General features: G+C 33.3%; 15 protein-coding genes. 11 read left to right on the forward strand and 4 right to left on the reverse strand.

Annotation, left to right across the window (positions count from 1 at the left end; all coding sequences use genetic code 11):
• Positions 1-138: 138 nt before the first annotated feature.
• Positions 139-1,449, reverse strand: a complete 1,311-nt coding sequence (gene der, locus HNQ03_RS04970) for a ribosome biogenesis GTPase Der (RefSeq protein WP_173778560.1) — start codon at positions 1,447-1,449, stop codon at positions 139-141.
• A 141-nt stretch (positions 1,450-1,590) separates the two neighbouring features.
• Between der and HNQ03_RS04975 the strand changes: the two genes are divergently transcribed.
• The 6 genes from HNQ03_RS04975 (at position 1,591) to HNQ03_RS05000 (ending at position 7,833) form a co-directional block, all read left to right on the forward strand.
• Positions 1,591-2,061 (forward strand): heme-binding domain-containing protein, encoded by a 471-nt coding sequence (locus HNQ03_RS04975; RefSeq protein WP_173778561.1) that lies wholly within the window; start codon positions 1,591-1,593, stop codon positions 2,059-2,061.
• A gap of 25 nt (positions 2,062-2,086) precedes the next feature.
• Complete coding sequence (locus HNQ03_RS04980; RefSeq protein WP_173778562.1) at positions 2,087-2,491, forward strand: thiol-disulfide oxidoreductase DCC family protein; 405 nt, start codon at positions 2,087-2,089, stop codon at positions 2,489-2,491.
• A 48-nt stretch (positions 2,492-2,539) separates the two neighbouring features.
• Positions 2,540-3,190, forward strand: a complete 651-nt coding sequence (locus HNQ03_RS04985; protein ID WP_173778563.1) for a DUF4290 domain-containing protein — start codon at positions 2,540-2,542, stop codon at positions 3,188-3,190.
• Positions 3,190-4,497 (forward strand): UDP-N-acetylglucosamine 1-carboxyvinyltransferase, encoded by a 1,308-nt coding sequence (gene murA, locus HNQ03_RS04990; protein WP_173778564.1) that lies wholly within the window; start codon positions 3,190-3,192, stop codon positions 4,495-4,497. The genes HNQ03_RS04985 and murA overlap by 1 nt, the downstream gene beginning before the upstream one ends.
• An 84-nt stretch (positions 4,498-4,581) precedes the next feature.
• Positions 4,582-5,412 (forward strand): formate dehydrogenase accessory sulfurtransferase FdhD, encoded by an 831-nt coding sequence (fdhD, locus tag HNQ03_RS04995; RefSeq protein WP_173778565.1) that lies wholly within the window; start codon positions 4,582-4,584, stop codon positions 5,410-5,412.
• Positions 5,413-5,529: 117 nt separating this feature from the next.
• Entirely contained in the window at positions 5,530-7,833 is a 2,304-nt protein-coding gene (locus HNQ03_RS05000; protein ID WP_173778566.1) for an FdhF/YdeP family oxidoreductase, read from the forward strand.
• A 113-nt stretch (positions 7,834-7,946) separates the two neighbouring features.
• On the opposite strand, the gene HNQ03_RS05005 is transcribed toward HNQ03_RS05000, so the two are convergent.
• Positions 7,947-8,396 (reverse strand): DUF1801 domain-containing protein, encoded by a 450-nt coding sequence (locus HNQ03_RS05005; protein WP_173778567.1) that lies wholly within the window; start codon positions 8,394-8,396, stop codon positions 7,947-7,949.
• 356 nt (positions 8,397-8,752) lie between these two features.
• Here HNQ03_RS05005 and HNQ03_RS05010 point away from each other — a divergent pair, with 356 nt between their 5' ends.
• From HNQ03_RS05010 to proC, 4 genes are all read left to right on the forward strand, one after another.
• Positions 8,753-9,946 (forward strand): pyridoxal phosphate-dependent aminotransferase, encoded by a 1,194-nt coding sequence (locus HNQ03_RS05010; protein WP_173778568.1) that lies wholly within the window; start codon positions 8,753-8,755, stop codon positions 9,944-9,946.
• Between the two features lie 411 nt (positions 9,947-10,357).
• Positions 10,358-10,912 (forward strand): hypothetical protein, encoded by a 555-nt coding sequence (locus tag HNQ03_RS05015; RefSeq protein ID WP_173778569.1) that lies wholly within the window; start codon positions 10,358-10,360, stop codon positions 10,910-10,912.
• 136 nt (positions 10,913-11,048) lie between these two features.
• On the forward strand, positions 11,049-12,068 hold the full coding sequence (murB, locus tag HNQ03_RS05020) for a UDP-N-acetylmuramate dehydrogenase (protein WP_173778570.1): 1,020 nt from the start codon (positions 11,049-11,051) through the stop codon (positions 12,066-12,068).
• A gap of 173 nt (positions 12,069-12,241) precedes the next feature.
• Positions 12,242-13,045, forward strand: coding sequence for a pyrroline-5-carboxylate reductase (gene proC, locus HNQ03_RS05025; RefSeq protein WP_173778571.1), 804 nt, complete (start codon positions 12,242-12,244; stop codon positions 13,043-13,045).
• A 107-nt stretch (positions 13,046-13,152) separates the two neighbouring features.
• On the opposite strand, the gene HNQ03_RS05030 is transcribed toward proC, so the two are convergent.
• Together HNQ03_RS05030 and HNQ03_RS05035 are read right to left on the reverse strand one after the other, a co-directional pair.
• On the reverse strand, positions 13,153-13,485 hold the full coding sequence (locus HNQ03_RS05030) for a zinc ribbon domain-containing protein YjdM (protein WP_173778572.1): 333 nt from the start codon (positions 13,483-13,485) through the stop codon (positions 13,153-13,155).
• A 27-nt stretch (positions 13,486-13,512) separates the two neighbouring features.
• Positions 13,513-14,262 (reverse strand): DUF3575 domain-containing protein, encoded by a 750-nt coding sequence (locus HNQ03_RS05035; protein ID WP_173778573.1) that lies wholly within the window; start codon positions 14,260-14,262, stop codon positions 13,513-13,515.
• Positions 14,263-14,577: 315 nt separating this feature from the next.
• On the opposite strand from HNQ03_RS05035, the gene HNQ03_RS05040 reads away from it, so the two are divergent.
• Complete coding sequence (locus HNQ03_RS05040; RefSeq protein WP_173778574.1) at positions 14,578-15,783, forward strand: RsmB/NOP family class I SAM-dependent RNA methyltransferase; 1,206 nt, start codon at positions 14,578-14,580, stop codon at positions 15,781-15,783.
• The last annotated feature ends 260 nt before the right edge of the window (positions 15,784-16,043 follow it).

The raw sequence follows: 16,043 nt of genomic DNA on the forward strand, positions 1-16,043 counted from the left end.
GAACAAAATATAATAAAAATTAAGTCGCTACATCATTAAGATTATACTACGGAAGTATTTTCGTCTTAGAAGAGTGACATTCAAACTTTTTTCTTTTGTTTCTTCTGTGGTTAAAAGTTTATACTTAAATATAAAATACTACTTCTGTCTGAAATAAATTTCGATAGGAACACCTGTAAATCCGAACTGCTTTCTCAATTGATTTTCTGTAAACCTTTTGTAAGCTTCTTTCACATATTGCGGAAGATTACAGAAAAATACAAACTGTGGCGAAGGTGTAGGTAGTTGTACGCAATATTTAATTTTTACATACTTTCCTTTTAAAGCTGGTGGAGGAGTTTTTTCAAAAATTGGAAGCATTATTTCGTTTAATTTTGAAGTTTTTATTTTCTTTTTTCTAACTTCATAAACTGCCATTGCAACTTCTACAGCTTTCAAAATTCTTTGTTTGTTTAAAGCTGAGATGAAAAGAACTGGAATATCTGTAAAATAACCAATTTTATCTTTTATTTTAGCTTCATAATCTTTCATGGTATTGGTTTGTTTGTCTTCTACCAAATCCCATTTATTTACTAAAATAACGACACCTTTTCTATTTTTTTGTGCTAAACCGAAGATATTCATATCTTGAGATTCCCAACCTTGAGAAGCATCAATCATGATGATTACAACATCGGAATATTCTATAGAACGAACCGCTCTCATTACAGAATAAAATTCTAAATCTTCAGAAACTTTAGCTTTTCTTCGCATTCCTGCTGTATCTACAAGCACAAATTCATGTCCAAATTTATTGTACAACGTTTTTATACTGTCTCTCGTAGTACCTGCAATATCTGTAACGATGTTTCTTTCTGCATCCAAAAGTGCATTTGTCAAAGTTGATTTCCCAACATTCGGTCTACCTGCAATGGTGATTTTTGGTAAATCTTCGAAAGGATCTTTGTATTCATTGGTTGGAAAATCATTAACCAAATCGTCTAATAATTCACCTGTTCCACTTCCTGTTGCAGAAGATAAAGTGTAATATTTATCTATTCCTAATTGATAAAATTCCGTTGCAGGAAGTTCATCTCGAGAAGAATCTACTTTATTGATGGTAACATATACTTTTTTGTTGGCTCTTCTCAACTTCTCGAAAATTTCGTAATCAGTATCTGTAAGTCCTTCTTGTACATTAAGCATAAAGATGACGGATGTTGCCTCATCAATAGCCAATTGCACTTGTTTAGAAATTTCGCCTTGAAAAATGTCTTCAGTATTTATTTCATATCCACCAGTATCTATCACGGTGAACTCTACTCCATTCCAATCAGATTTTCCATAGTGGCGATCTCTCGTTACTCCAGAAACGGAATCTACAATTGCTTCTCTGCGTTCTAAAAGTCTATTGAATAGTGTAGATTTTCCTACATTTGGTCTGCCAACAATGGCTACAAGATTGCTCATAAAATTTTGTTTAATAAATATATTATTAATGGGTTACTTCAGTTTTTGAAGCCCAAAAATTTTTTTGCAAATATAAGATTTATAATTTGTGATTTAATAGGTATCTTTACTTAATTAAATTTAATTTTAAAATTTACCCCAATGAAAAAAATATTCTACGTATTTTTGTTAGCTTTTATACTTATTCAATTTTTTCAAATTGATAAAACGAATGAACCTGTAAATAAAGGTGTGGATTTTTTAACCATAAAAAAAACACCAGAACCAATAGCAAAACTGATCAACGCTTCGTGCTATGATTGCCATTCAAATGAAACAAAATATCCTTGGTACGCAAGTTTGCAACCTGTAGGTTGGTTTTTAGAAAGCCACTTTGAAGATGGTAGAAAGCATCTAAATTTTTCTAAATTTGCAACCTATGAGCCAAAAAAGCAAGCGCATAAATTAGAAGAAGCAGCAAATGAAATCGAAACTAAAGAAATGCCTTTAGATTCTTATACAATTGTTCATACAGAGACAAATTTATCGGATGAAAATAGAAAAATGCTGGTAGAATATTTTAAAAAAATAAGAATGGAAATTTTAGAATCAAATCAAGTTTCACAATATTGATCGTTAAATTATAAATAGAATATAGATGACAGACACTTCCAAATACCATGTTTTATATGATGGTGAATGCGGATTTTGCAACTTTTGGGTTCAGTGGATTTTAAAAAATGATAATAAGGATCAATTTTTATTTGCTTCTCTGCAATCAGATTTCGGACAAAACTTTCTTGCGAAAAGAGGTTTATGTCCTAAAATTTTTACAACCCTATATTTATGGAAGCCAGAAACATTTTACCTCACAAAATCTGATGCAGTTTTCAAAATCGCTGATATTATTGGTGGAAAATACAAAATACTTTCTTACCTTACCGTTTTACCAAAAATATTAAGAAATCCTTTCTACGATTTTGTTTCAAAATACAGGCAAAATTTATCTAGCCAAAAATGCTATTTGCCAACTCCAAATGAAAGAAAAAAATTTTTGGGCTAAATTATCAACATACTTTAATTAAAAAAATCTAAATACTATATTTGTATCATGGAATATAATACAGACAGAACACAATTGCATATGCCAGAATATGGTAGAATTATACAGCAATTGGTGGAACGTTGCAAAACACTAGAAACTAAAGAAGAACGTACAGAAATGAGCCACGGAATTGTGGATTTAATGGGACAAAGAAACCCATCATTAAGAGACGAAGACAACTATAAACATAAGCTTTGGGACCATATATACATTCTTGCTAATCACGATTTGGATGTGGATTCCCCGTATCCTTTTCCTACAGAAGATGAATTAAAATCCAAACCGAAACAAATGGAATATCCACAATTGCAGGGAGATTTCAAATTTTATGGTAAAAGTATTTTGCAATTAATAGAGAAAGCAATTGAGCTTGAAGAAGGCGATGAAAAAGAAGCTTTGATAGAAGTGATTGCAAATAATATGAAGAAATCCTACAATATCTACAACAAAGAACATGTAACAGATGATGTAATATTTCGCCATTTGAAAGAGCTTTCTGAAAATAGATTGGATCTTACAACAATTGAAGCTTTGGAAAAAAGTAAAATTTATTATTCCAGTACTAGTAATTCTACCAACACAAACAAAAGAAATAGGTACCAAAAAAGCAATAATAACAATCCTAGAAATTATCAAAACAAAAACAGGAGAAAATAATGAATGGCAGTTTTCAAATAAGAGGAGGGAAAAGACTAAGCGGAGAAATTACTCCACAAGGAGCAAAAAATGAAGCTTTACAGATATTGTGCGCAGTACTATTGACGGAAGAACCAGTTCGCGTAAAAAATATTCCGGACATTCACGACGTTAATAGATTGATAGAAATTTTGGGAGACTTTGGTGTGAAAATTACCAAAAACAGCCATGGAGATTTCACTTTTCAAGCAAATAACATCAATTTCGATTATATAAAATCTAAAGAATTTAAAAAAGATGGCGCAAAATTGCGTGGTTCGATTATGCTTTTAGGCCCAATGTTGGCTAGATTTGGCGAAGCATATATGCCAACTCCAGGTGGAGATAAGATTGGAAGAAGACGTTTAGACACTCACTTTCAAGGTCTTGTAGAATTGGGAGCAAGCTTCAGTTATGATGATGAGAATTTTTTCTATTCACTTTCCGCCAAAGAACTCGTTGGTAAATTCATCCATTTAGAAGAAGCTTCAGTTACTGGTACAGCCAATATCGTGATGGCAGCAGTAATGGCAAAAGGCAAAACTAGAATTTACAACGCAGCTTGCGAACCATATTTGCAACAATTGTGCAAGATGCTAAACAGAATGGGCGCCAACATCTCTGGTATCGGTTCCAACCTGTTGACTATTGAAGGAGTGGAAATATTGAGTGGTACAGAACATACCATGCTTCCCGATATGGTAGAAATAGGCTCGTGGATTGGCCTTGCAGCCATGACGAAATCAGAAATCACCATCAAAAACGTCAATTGGAATCAGCTTGGGATCATTCCTCAAACTTTTCAGAAATTAGGAATACAATTAGAAAGACGCGGCGAAGATATTTATATCCCTGCGCAAGAAAATTATAAAATTTCAAAATTTATAGACGGCTCAATTCTCACTGTTTCAGATGCTCCTTGGCCAGGATTCACGCCGGATTTGCTTTCAATTATTTTGGTAGTTGCCACACAAGCAAAAGGAACTGTTTTGGTGCATCAAAAAATGTTTGAATCTCGCCTATTTTTCGTAGATAAATTGATCGATATGGGAGCACAAATTATCCTGTGCGATCCTCACAGAGCAACAGTTGTTGGCCTCAATCATGAATTCCCTTTGAGAGGAACTACCATGGTTTCTCCAGATATTCGCGCAGGAAATGCACTTTTGATCGCAGCTCTCTCTGCCGAAGGAAAATCTATAATCCACAACATAGAGCAAATAGATCGTGGTTATGAAAACATTGATGGCAGATTACGAGCCTTGGGTGCAGATATAGAGAGAATTTAAATTGAAGATTACATTACAAATGCAGTATTTTTATACTGCATTTTTTTTCATAAAATTTAAAAATGAATAACAACGATATTTGTAATGATTAAAAAAGTTTTTGTAAAAAAAGTACAACAATCTGGAAAAGAAATTTCCCAGAAGCAAGACGTTGTGGCAATTGAAGAACCTTTAGAAATTAATTTAAAATCCAACGGAGGCAAAATTTTCCCAGTTTCCGTAACAATGCGAACACCAGGAAATGATGAAGAACTGGCTGTTGGATTTTTGCATACGGAAGCAATTCTATTTTCCAGAAAAAATATTGAACAAGAAATTCCGTCAAATTTAGGCTTCAATTGGATCACAATCAACTTGTCAGAAAATTTTGATCCAAATATTGAAAAATTGAAAAGAAATTTCTACACTTCCAGCAGTTGCGGAGTTTGTGGCAAAGAAAGCATCGAAGCTATTCATCAAACGCGCAGAATTCCCGCAGAAATTGTAGATATTGAGGTCAATTTGGAGACTCTTTTCAGTTTGCCAGAAGAACTATACAAAGTTCAAAAAACTTTTCAAAGCACAGGTGGAATTCACGCTGCTGCTTTTTTTTCTACTGATGGAAAATTAATTTCCTATCGAGAAGATGTTGGCAGGCACAATGCGTTAGATAAATTGATTGGTGCAGAATTTCTTAAATCCTCAAAAGAAGCGTTTTTCCTTCAGGAAAACATTTTATTATTAAGCGGAAGAGCCAGTTTTGAACTCTTGCAAAAAGCCGCAATGGCAGGTATACAAATGGTTTGTGCAATCGGCGCACCAAGTTCTCTAGCGATAGAGACTGCAGAAAATTTCGGAATTACCTTAATAGGATTTTTGAAAAATGGCAGTTTTAATATTTATACTAATGCAGAACGTGTGAAAAATTTAGGTTAAATTTCTTTCAACATATAATTTGTCTAAGAAGATTTTAATGTAAAAATTTATCATTACTCGTACCATAATGGTCAAAAAATTCGCTAATTTTATCTTTCAATTTTAAATCAAAATATTTTGTCGAACAATCATAATCAACCCAATCCAGAAAATCCACCAACTTTTGAAGAAATATCTTTAGAAGAACCGAAAAAATATGCAGCAGGATATCCTGCAATATTTGAGTCTGCAAAACATGTTTTTGGAGCGATGGGAGTAAAACGTGGTATGTCCGCATTAAATTCTCTAAACAAAATGGATGGTTTTGATTGTCCAGGTTGTGCTTGGCCAGATCCAGATGATGAAAGAAGTCCTTTAGGAGAATATTGTGAAAATGGCGCAAAAGCAGTTGCCGAAGAAGCAACTACAAAAGTAATTTACGCAGATTTTTTCGCAAAACATTCTCTGCAAGAAATGGCAGAATGGGACGATTTTAAAATTGGAAAAAGTGGCAGATTGGCGCAACCCATGTATTTAGCACAAGGCGCAACGCATTACCAAGCAATTTCTTGGAAAGATGCATTTCAAAAAATTGCCGGAAAGCTAAATGGACTTGCTTCTCCCAATGAAGCAATTTTCTACACTAGCGGAAGAACAAGCAACGAAGCCGCTTTTTTGCACCAACTTTTTACAAAAGCCTACGGAACGAATAATATGCCAGATTGTAGCAATATGTGCCATGAAAGCAGTGGTGTTGCACTTGGAGATACTTTGGGAATTGGAAAAGGTTCTGTGAAATTAGAAGATTTTTATGAGACAGATGCCATTATTATCATGGGACAAAATCCCGGCACCAATCATCCAAGAATGCTTACTGCATTAAGAAAAGCCAGAAAAAACGGTGCGATGATCATCGGTGTAAATCCTATGAAAGAAGCAGGTTTGATCGCATTTAATGATCCGCAAACGATTCGAGGATTATTGAGAACCAAGCCTACTATTTCTACAGACTATTTGCATATTAAAATAAATGGAGATTTACCATTGATGCAAGCGATTGGCTATTATTTATTGAAATTTGAAGAAGAATTTCCGGGGAAAGTTTTAGATCAGAATTTTATTAATAATGAAACTGCAGGATTTGAAGCTTATAAAAAACACATTTTATCTCTAAATTTAAATGAACTTTCCGAAATGTGCGGCATTTCTTTAGAACAAATAAAAGACATTGCAGACAAATTAAAATTCAAAAATAAGATCATCATTTGTTGGGCAATGGGATTAACCCAACACAAGAATTCTGTAGATACCATCAAAGAAGTCGTGAATATTTTGTTGATGAAAGGCAGCATTGGAAAACCTGGCGCAGGAACTTGCCCAGTTCGTGGACATAGCAATGTGCAAGGAGATAGAACGATGGGCGTATACGAAAAACCTTGGAAATGGCTTTTGGATAAAGTAGAAGAAAATTACAATTTTACGGTCCCGAGAGCACATGGTTTTGATGTGGTAGAATCTATAGAAGCAATGCAAAAAGGCGAAGGAAAAATATTTTTCGGTTTGGGTGGCAATTTTTTGAGCGCAACACCAGATACAAAATACACTGCGGAAGCGCTTCAAAAATGTGAATTGACCGTTCAAATTTCTACAAAATTGAATCGCGGACATTTAATTACTGGAAAAGAAGCCATCATTTTGCCAACGTTTGGTAGAAGTGATGCCGATATTCAAAAGGGAATTCCGCAATTTGTGACTTGCGAAAATTCCATGGGCGTTATCCAAAAAAGTGAAGGAAAGTTGGAACCAGTGAGCAATCAATTAATGAGCGAAGTGGCTATTATTTGTCATTTGGCAACAGAAGTATTGGGCGAAAAATCTACCATAGATTGGTTGAGTTTGCATCATGATTATGACCTGATTAGAGATGAAATAGAAAGGACAATACCTGGTTTTGACAAATATAATTTGAGAGTTCGAAAAGAGGGTGGCTTCTATTTACCAAATTCTTCTAGAATCGGTGATTTCCCAACAGAAAATAATAAAGCAAATTTTTCTGTTTCTAAAGCAGAAATGATTCAATTAAAAGAAGAAGAATTATTGATGATGACCATAAGAAGTCATGATCAATACAACACAACAATTTATGGATTGAACGATAGATATCGTGGAGTTCATAACGAAAGACGCGTAATCTTCATGAATAAAAATGATATGGAAAAACGTGGTCTAAATAAATTAGACGTGGTGAATTTGCACAATTTTGATGATGATAGAGAACGTGTTGCTCATAGATTTTTAGTAATTCCGTACGATATTCCAGAAACTTGCTGTGCAACATATTTCCCAGAAACGAATGTTTTAGTTCCTGTAAAATCTGTAGCAAGGGAAAGCAATACACCTACGAGTAAATCTGTAAAAATTGAGGTAAGAAAAGCGGAATAAATTTTTCAAAATTATGGTTTTTGGAAATAATTATATAAATTTCTTATAACATGGAAGCTTAGATTTATTTCCAAAATACGGGTTAGTTTCCCTAACCATTTCAAGAGTTAAAATTATTTTTTAAAATTCTTATCGTATAACGAAATCCAGTGTTCTACAGTCATTTTCTGGCATAATTCTGCAATTAATTCAAAAGGAATTTCTTCTATTTTTTTGAAGCGAATGCAAGATTTTCCCATGTCGAGTTTCCTTTTGGAATGCTTCGGATATTCTTCTACAAACCAATTGAGCAAACTTGGATCTGCATAAATTCCCATGTGATATATTGCAAAAAAATTCTTCTGCGCAGCGATACTCAAAAATGGCAATGGCAATTCTGGCGAACAATGATAGCCATCTGGATAGATAGAAAATGGAACTACCCAACCAATCATACCGTAAGATATTTGTGCCTCAAAACCTTCTGGGATATTTGTATTAATTGTATCATACAACTTCTTAAAAACAAAGCTTCTTTCTTCATCTACATTATCAAGGTAATTTTGTGGTGTTTCTATTGTCATTCGTATTATATTTTTGGCAAATTTAAAATTATTTTTAAAGAAAATTTTTGGTTATTTTTTTAGTTTAAAATTTCCACAATGTTTTGGTTGATAAGGCTAAAAAGCAATATTTTTCACCCACGGATTTCACGGATTTACACGGATGAACGCGCTATTAAAGCGCTATAAAATCTGTGCAGATCTGTGAAATCCGAAGGCTGAATTTTACAAAGACTATTTAAAAATTTAAAAGTTGAAAAATATATGTGCCATATTTCGATTTCTGGAAGCGATTTTAATTTAAATCACCTGAAAAATTCCTATATATTATATTATTTCAAACATAAAACATTAAATTTGTAAAAATCAAAAAAGTTATGCCAGTAATTTCTAAACGAGCGCAGAAAATGCCCGCTTCACCTGTAAGAAAATTAGTACCTTTTTCCTTAAAAGCTAAAGAAAAAGGAATCAAAGTATATCATCTAAACATCGGTCAGCCAGATATAGAAACGCCACAAACAGCGATTGATGCTATAAAAAATATTGATCTCAAAATATTTGAATACGCACTTTCTGAGGGAAACATAGAATACAGAACTGCACTAAAAACCTATTATCATACATTAGGTTTCACAGACCTTACGACGGATAATTTCATCGTTACCAATGGAGGTTCTGAAGCGTTAAATTTCGCAATTTCAACCTTATGTGACGAAGGAGATGAAGTCATTATTCCAGAACCTTATTATGCAAACTACAATGGTTTCACGCAAACCTTCAATGTAAACGTAGTTGCAATACCTTCTAGTATAGACACAGGATTTGCATTGCCAGAAATGGCAGAGTTTGAGAAAAAAATTACTCCAAAAACGAAAGCAATCGTACTTTGTAATCCTGGAAATCCTACCGGATATTTATACACAAGAGAAGAATTGCAACAGCTCGCGGAGATTGCGCTAAAGCATGACATTGTTATCATATCCGATGAAGTCTACAGAGAATATGCATACGACGGAAAAACGCCAGTTTCTATGCTAGAATTTCCGGAATTAAAAGAAAATTGCATCATCATAGATTCAGAATCCAAGCGTTATTCTATGTGCGGAGCGAGAATTGGATGCGCAGTCACTCGTTCTCAAAAAATACACGACGCCATGATTTTGTTTGCACAAGCAAGATTAAGTCCCGTACTTTTGGGCCAGATTGCCGCAACTGCAGCACATGTAAATGATACAAAATATATTTTGAGCGTTCGTGAGGAATATACAAAACGCAGAAATCTATTGGTAGATTTACTAAACGAAATTCCGGGCGTTATTTGCCCAAAACCGAAAGGTGCATTTTATTGCGTTGCAGAATTGCCTGTAAAAGATACCGATGTTTTTGCACAATGGTTGCTAGAAAATTTCCAAGATAATAATGAAACCGTGATGGTTGCACCAATGAGCGGATTTTACAGCAATCCAGAATTAGGAAAAAAACAAGTAAGAATTGCTTATGTTTTAAATGAGACGGATTTAAGAAGAAGTGCAGAGTTATTGAAAATAGCGTTGGAAGAATATAATAAATAATATTTTTTGGGCGCCAATTTGACCCCGTCCAATGTGTATTTAACTTTTTGTTGGCACACATTTCCGCCTTCCGTTCTCAAAACGAGGAACGAGTTTCGATGATTCAATTAAAAATAACAAAAATTATGAATCAATCTTTTTTTTTGCAAAAAAAAGGATTTCCATTCAAGTCGGGGCGCAGATTATCGCCATATTCAATTTTTTTATAAATTTTAATTTTCAATATTTATTCTATCAAAATTTTAACTACGAATTATTTTGTACAATTGAAGAAAAAATGATGATAGGTTTAAAATAATGAACAAAATTATCAATAAATAAAAAGACGCGTTCAGCGCTGTCAGGGCTTTAAGCCCTAACAGCGCTTTTAAAATGCAAATATTTTCAAGTTAGCAGAAAATTTAAAAAAGCATGATCAATAAAATTAGATTTAAAAAAGATGTAAAAAATCTTAATTTAGGTTTTTCTGAATTGGAAGTTCAAAAATTGGTAGGTCTAACTAACGTAAAATTTCCTGAATTATATCTTAATTTCTTAAAAATTGCTGGAAAAAAATCAAATGTTTTTGATCATTATTTTGATAATATTGAGGGATTAATTGAACTACAAATAAAAATAAAAACCAAAATTGAGAATTCTGATGTAAATAATTTTAATTTTAAAATTTGGTGCTTTTCTTATTCACAGGAAGAAGAAGAATATTATTATTTTGAAAAAGATGATGTCAAAAATCCGATTGTTTTATGTTACACAAATAAAACTTATCCAATTGACAATGGTTGGAATTATAGATTGGGTTATATTAATAAAAAATCAAAATTTAGTAATTTTATAAATTCAAAAACAAATGATAAATATGATTTTACACTTCTAGGTAACATAGAGCGCTATTTTCTACTTGTTATATTTTCCCCCTTTCTACTATTTATATATATATTTGTAGAATTTGGAAAAAGAATTAAATAAAAAAATTTCTGCTTATAGGGTTCCGCAATAGAGCGGAATTTCCGCTACGTTAACTACTTTAAATATTACGGAATTCAGTTTATTATAGAAAGATTTATATATTAATCCGCACCATCACAAAACCGCAAACCATTAAATGACCATCCAACAAAACTTTTCCCTAAAAAACCACAACACTTTTGGTGTAAATATTTATGCTTCCTATTTTGCGGAAGTGCAATCTGTGGAAGAACTTTTAGAAACACTCAATTACTCAAAAACTCAAAACCTCAACGTTCTCTTCCTCGGTGGTGGAAGCAATATCTTGTTTACCAAAAATTTTGAAGGATTGGTAATTCAACTTAATTTAAAAGGAATTTCTGAAGAAATTATAGACGAAAATACGGTAATTTTATCAGCAAATGCCGGCGAAAATTGGCATGAATTTGTGCAATACTGTTTATCTAAAAATTACGGAGGTTTAGAAAATTTATCTTTAATTCCCGGGAATGTAGGAACTTCGCCGATGCAAAATATCGGAGCGTACGGAACGGAAATAAAAGATACATTCGTGAGTTGTAAAGTGCTCAATTTAGAAACTTTGGAAATCGAGTTGCTGGATAATGCGCAATGCAAATTCGGTTATAGAACTTCCATCTTTAAAGTAGAAGAAAAAGGCAAATACATTATTTTAAGCGTTTCATTTTTGTTAACAAGAGAACATCATATTTTAAAAACGGAATACGGCGCCATACAAACCGAATTGAAATCTTTAGGAATTTCAATCCCCACTATTCAAGATGTTTCTAAAGCAGTTATCAATATTCGACAAAGCAAATTACCAGATTGGCGGAAATTAGGAAATGCGGGAAGTTTTTTTAAAAATCCTACTATTTTAACTGAGCACTACTCTACTTTACAAGATAAATTTCCAAATATTCCAGGATATCCAAACCAGGAAGGCACAAAAGTTCCTGCAGGTTGGTTGATAGAAAATTGTGGCTGGAAAGGAAAGGAAATAGGAAATGTGGCTTCTCACGAAGATCAAGCATTGGTGATCATCAATAAAACAGGAACTGCAACTGGCAAAGAAATCTTTGATTTTTCTACCATGATTATAGAATCTGTGAGAGAGAAATTTAAGATAGAATTAGAAAGAGAGGTTAATATTATTTAATTAAAGCCGAAAAAATTGGATAAAATCTAACCTTTTCAAGGTTTTAAACCTTGACAAGGTTTCGCAATTAAAAGACAATAAATTAATATTGAAACTATACAACTTGGTTTATTTAAAATTAAAATACAAACACACAAAAAAACTTTGTGACTTTGCATTAAATAAAAACAAAAATGAAAATAGCAGTTTTAGGAGCAGGAAAAATGGGGATTTCTTTTTCAAAATCTTTTTTGAAATATGACCTTATCAAACAAGAAAACCTCCAGCTCATCACCAGAAATAAAAATAATATCTCTGCAATTTCTCAAGAATTTCCACGTGTTCAAGTTTTGGCTTTTGATGAAGTTTCAACTATAGATGCAGATTTGGTAATCATTGCTGTAAAACCTCAAGATTTCGCCTTCGTTGCAGAAAATTTGACCTTTAAATTTAAAGAAAATCAATTGCTACTTTCCATCATGGCGGGAATTAGCATAGAGAAAATTCAAAATTTATTACATCATAAAGCCGTTGTGCGCGCAATGCCCAATTCTCCTTCACTTTTGGGAATGGGAATTACAGGCTACACTTCTGCGCCAGGGATTTCCTTCACCCAATTAATTCAAATAGAAAGACTGCTCAATTCCACTGGAAGATCCGTTTATTTGGAAGATGAAAATCTTTTAGATGGCGTTACTGCGCTTTCTGGAAGCGGACCAGCCTACTTTTATTACATTGTAGATGCCATGATAAAAGCCGGAACAGAAATGGGAATTGAAGAAAACCTTTCTAAATTGTTTGTTTCGCAAACGATGCTTGGAGCCTATCACCTCATCAATAATTCCGACAAAAATCTGGAAGAATTAATTCAAGATGTCGCCTCCAAAGGTGGAACTACAGAAGCAGCTTTGAAGACGTTTGACGATAATAGACTTAAAGAAATTTTGAAAGAAGGAATTCTCGCCGCCGAAAAAAGAGCGCAGGAATTGAATAATTAAAAGAGATATGAGATTTATAGATGTGAGATTTTGGTGTGTTAGATTTTCAACGATTTATATTTCATTTAACATCTATTCGTCTATCATCTATCCGTCTATTATCTTTTTTACGCCTTTTTCACAAATTCAGACTTTAAAGCCATTGCTCCAAAACCATCTACTTTACAATCAAGATTATGATCAGAATCTGGTCTTAATCTCACATTTTTCACTTTCGTACCGGCTTTTATAGATTTCGGGAAACCTTTCACGGGCAAATCTTTCACTACAACTACTGTATCTCCGTTTTGCAATTCGTTTCCGTTTGCATCAATAACTTTATCTTCATCTGCAGTTTCTCCAGGTATCCATTCGTGGAAACATTGCGAGCAGACCATTTTATCGTCTTGTTCGTATGTAAATTCAGATTGGCATTTTGGGCAAAGTATTGTGTCTGGCATTTTATAAGTTTTTGCAAAGATAAAATTTTAAAAACGATATCCTAAAGAAAGTCCAATTCTCAAACCTGCCCAAGGTCCGTCTACTTTTATGTTGGCACCGTTTTCATTCACCGTAGCATTGTATTCTACGATGGGAATATCTTGGTTGTCTAGTTCTTTTTGAACTTCTTGCTGCTCCAAGGCATTCAATTTTCTATTGGTAATTCCGTCTAAATTTCCTTTCGCTTTTCCAAAATGAGCACCTAAAAACCAAGCATCTAAAACGAAATTGTCGGATTTACCTAGAAACCATTGTGCTCCTAGCAAAACTCCTCCACTATGAGCAGAAGTATCTCCGGTGAAATCTACAATTACTGTATCGTACACTATTCCATTCACACTTACATCTATAGATCTGCTGTAATTTGAAATTTGATAAGATGAATATCTATAATAAGGTGCGACATAAAACCCTTCTCCAAAACCTTTTTTTCCAAGGTAAAATCTTGGCTCTATCGTAAAATTGTTGCCACTTAATCTAATATTTTTAAAATCACGATCAGTATCATCAGGCAAAAACGATGTGTATGGTAAATTTCCTTCTGGTACTACTCCATAACCAACGTTTACAGAAATTCTTTTACTTAAAACTCTTTCATACGTTCCCTGAAAATTTTTAAATATAAAACCCGTAACATTTACTTTGACAATATTTTTGCCGTTTCCGCTGTCGCTTGTTTCTTGCGCTTGCATAAGCATGGTAAAACTAAAGATGAAAAGTAGTAGTAATTTTCTCATTGTTAATTATTTATTTTTTAAATGTAAGCATATCTACGAAATAATCTGCAAAAAGTATCCTCAGATGAAGAATGATTGTTTATAATTATACACATGCTTATTTTTGTATTGCTACAAATATACTTTATGCAATCTATTGTGCATTTAGAGTTTAAAATATAAAACTTATATTACCAGTTAATTAAAAAAATTAAATACACATTCGACGACGTCAAATTGGTGCCAAAAAAATTCTCTGCAAAAAGGCGATAAAATTTCGTATTTTTGCAAAAACTGAATTCAAAATTACGAATTCATCATTCAAAATTATTTACAATGGAACTCATACACAGAAATTTACTTATAGGTATACACGACGCTTTGCAAGAAACCTTTTTTGAAGACAGAAAATACGCAGACAAAGTGATAGAAAGACTTTTGAAAGCGCACAAAAAATGGGGAAGCGAAGATAGAAAAGTGGTGGCCAGTATTTTTTATGATATTGTACGTTGGAAAAAACGCTTGGAATACTACATCGGCGAAAGCGCAAAACCGAGCAATATCTACAGAATGATTGTTGCATATTGCCTTTGGAGCAAAACGCATTACAAAAAAATGGAAGAATTGGAAGGTGTGAAAATCGCTGATATTCTTACAAAATTAAAAAAAGGAACTGTACCATCTAAAGCTTTTGAACATTCTATCCCAGATTGGTTGGTAGAAACTATGGAGCGAGAATTGGGCAAAAGTTGGGAAGATGAAATGTATGCTTTAAACGAACAAGCTCCTACCGTTTTGCGAGCCAATTCTTTAAAGACGACGCCAAAAGCATTGATAGAAGAATTGCGCGCAGAAAATGTAGAAAGTTTCTTGGTTGCCGATTATCCAGATGCTGTAGAATTGGAAGAAAAGAAAAATGTATTCATCACTTCGGCATTTAAAGATGGACTTTTTGAAGTTCAAGATGCGAGTTCGCAATTGATCGGGAAATTGTTGGATGTGAAAGAAGGAATGCGTGTGGTAGATGCGTGTGCAGGTGCAGGTGGAAAAACTTTGCATTTGGCAGCTTTGATGCAGAATAAAGGGCAGATAATTGCACTAGATATTTATGGTTGGAAGCTTACAGAATTGAAACGCCGTGCCAAAAGAGCTGGTGCTCACAACATAGAAGCGAGATTGATAGACGACAACAAAACCATCAAAAGATTGCATGGTACCGCAGATAGATTGCTTATTGATGCGCCTTGTTCTGGTCTTGGAGTTTTAAAAAGAAATCCAGATTCCAAATGGAAAATCGATCAGGCATTTATAGACCGCATCAAAATTGAGCAGCAACAAATACTGACTGATTATTGCAAGATCATCAAAATTGGTGGTAAAATGCTGTATGCAACATGCTCTATTTTGCCAAGCGAAAATACAAAACAAGTGCAAACTTTCTTAAAAAACAACCCAGATTATTCTCTTTTAAAAGAAGAAAAAATAATGCCGAGCCAAGGTTATGACGGATTTTATATGGCTTTGATAGAAAGAAAGGCGTAGGATTTCTACAACAATTTAAAATAATGAAGGCATGCTCTAAATAATAATTTGGGCGTGCCTTTTCTTTTTTTTTAAAAATTCTTTGCACATAAAAAAAAGAATAGTCGGTATCCGGTTCCCACTCTTTTTTTTGCAAAAAAGGAGTTCCACCTACTACCTCACGCAGAGATTTGCTTTGATTTTAGAATTTTGAAATAATAAAGATTTATTTCTATTTTTGCTTACTTGTAAAAATGTTGATTTGAAAATTTAATCTATTT

The organism is Frigoriflavimonas asaccharolytica (genome assembly GCF_013294015.1).
Taxonomy (GTDB): Bacteria; Bacteroidota; Bacteroidia; order Flavobacteriales; family Weeksellaceae; genus Frigoriflavimonas; species Frigoriflavimonas asaccharolytica.

Bases quoted from the DNA above. Each gene is read 5' to 3' on its own strand.
- murA (WP_173778564.1), top strand. From the start codon at position 3,190: ATGAATGGCAGTTTTCAAATAAGAGGAGGGAAAAGACTAAGCGGAGAA.
- HNQ03_RS05010 (WP_173778568.1), top strand. From the start codon at position 8,753: ATGCCAGTAATTTCTAAACGAGCGCAGAAAATGCCCGCTTCACCTGTA.
- HNQ03_RS04980 (WP_173778562.1), top strand. From the start codon at position 2,087: ATGACAGACACTTCCAAATACCATGTTTTATATGATGGTGAATGCGGA.
- proC (WP_173778571.1), top strand. From the start codon at position 12,242: ATGAAAATAGCAGTTTTAGGAGCAGGAAAAATGGGGATTTCTTTTTCA.
- HNQ03_RS04975 (WP_173778561.1), top strand. From the start codon at position 1,591: ATGAAAAAAATATTCTACGTATTTTTGTTAGCTTTTATACTTATTCAA.
- HNQ03_RS05015 (WP_173778569.1), top strand. From the start codon at position 10,358: ATGATCAATAAAATTAGATTTAAAAAAGATGTAAAAAATCTTAATTTA.
- murB (WP_173778570.1), top strand. From the start codon at position 11,049: ATGACCATCCAACAAAACTTTTCCCTAAAAAACCACAACACTTTTGGT.
- HNQ03_RS05005 (WP_173778567.1), bottom strand. From the start codon at position 8,396: ATGACAATAGAAACACCACAAAATTACCTTGATAATGTAGATGAAGAA.
- HNQ03_RS05035 (WP_173778573.1), bottom strand. From the start codon at position 14,262: ATGAGAAAATTACTACTACTTTTCATCTTTAGTTTTACCATGCTTATG.
- fdhD (WP_173778565.1), top strand. From the start codon at position 4,582: ATGATTAAAAAAGTTTTTGTAAAAAAAGTACAACAATCTGGAAAAGAA.
- HNQ03_RS04985 (WP_173778563.1), top strand. From the start codon at position 2,540: ATGGAATATAATACAGACAGAACACAATTGCATATGCCAGAATATGGT.
- HNQ03_RS05040 (WP_173778574.1), top strand. From the start codon at position 14,578: ATGGAACTCATACACAGAAATTTACTTATAGGTATACACGACGCTTTG.
- HNQ03_RS05030 (WP_173778572.1), bottom strand. From the start codon at position 13,485: ATGCCAGACACAATACTTTGCCCAAAATGCCAATCTGAATTTACATAC.
- der (WP_173778560.1), bottom strand. From the start codon at position 1,449: ATGAGCAATCTTGTAGCCATTGTTGGCAGACCAAATGTAGGAAAATCT.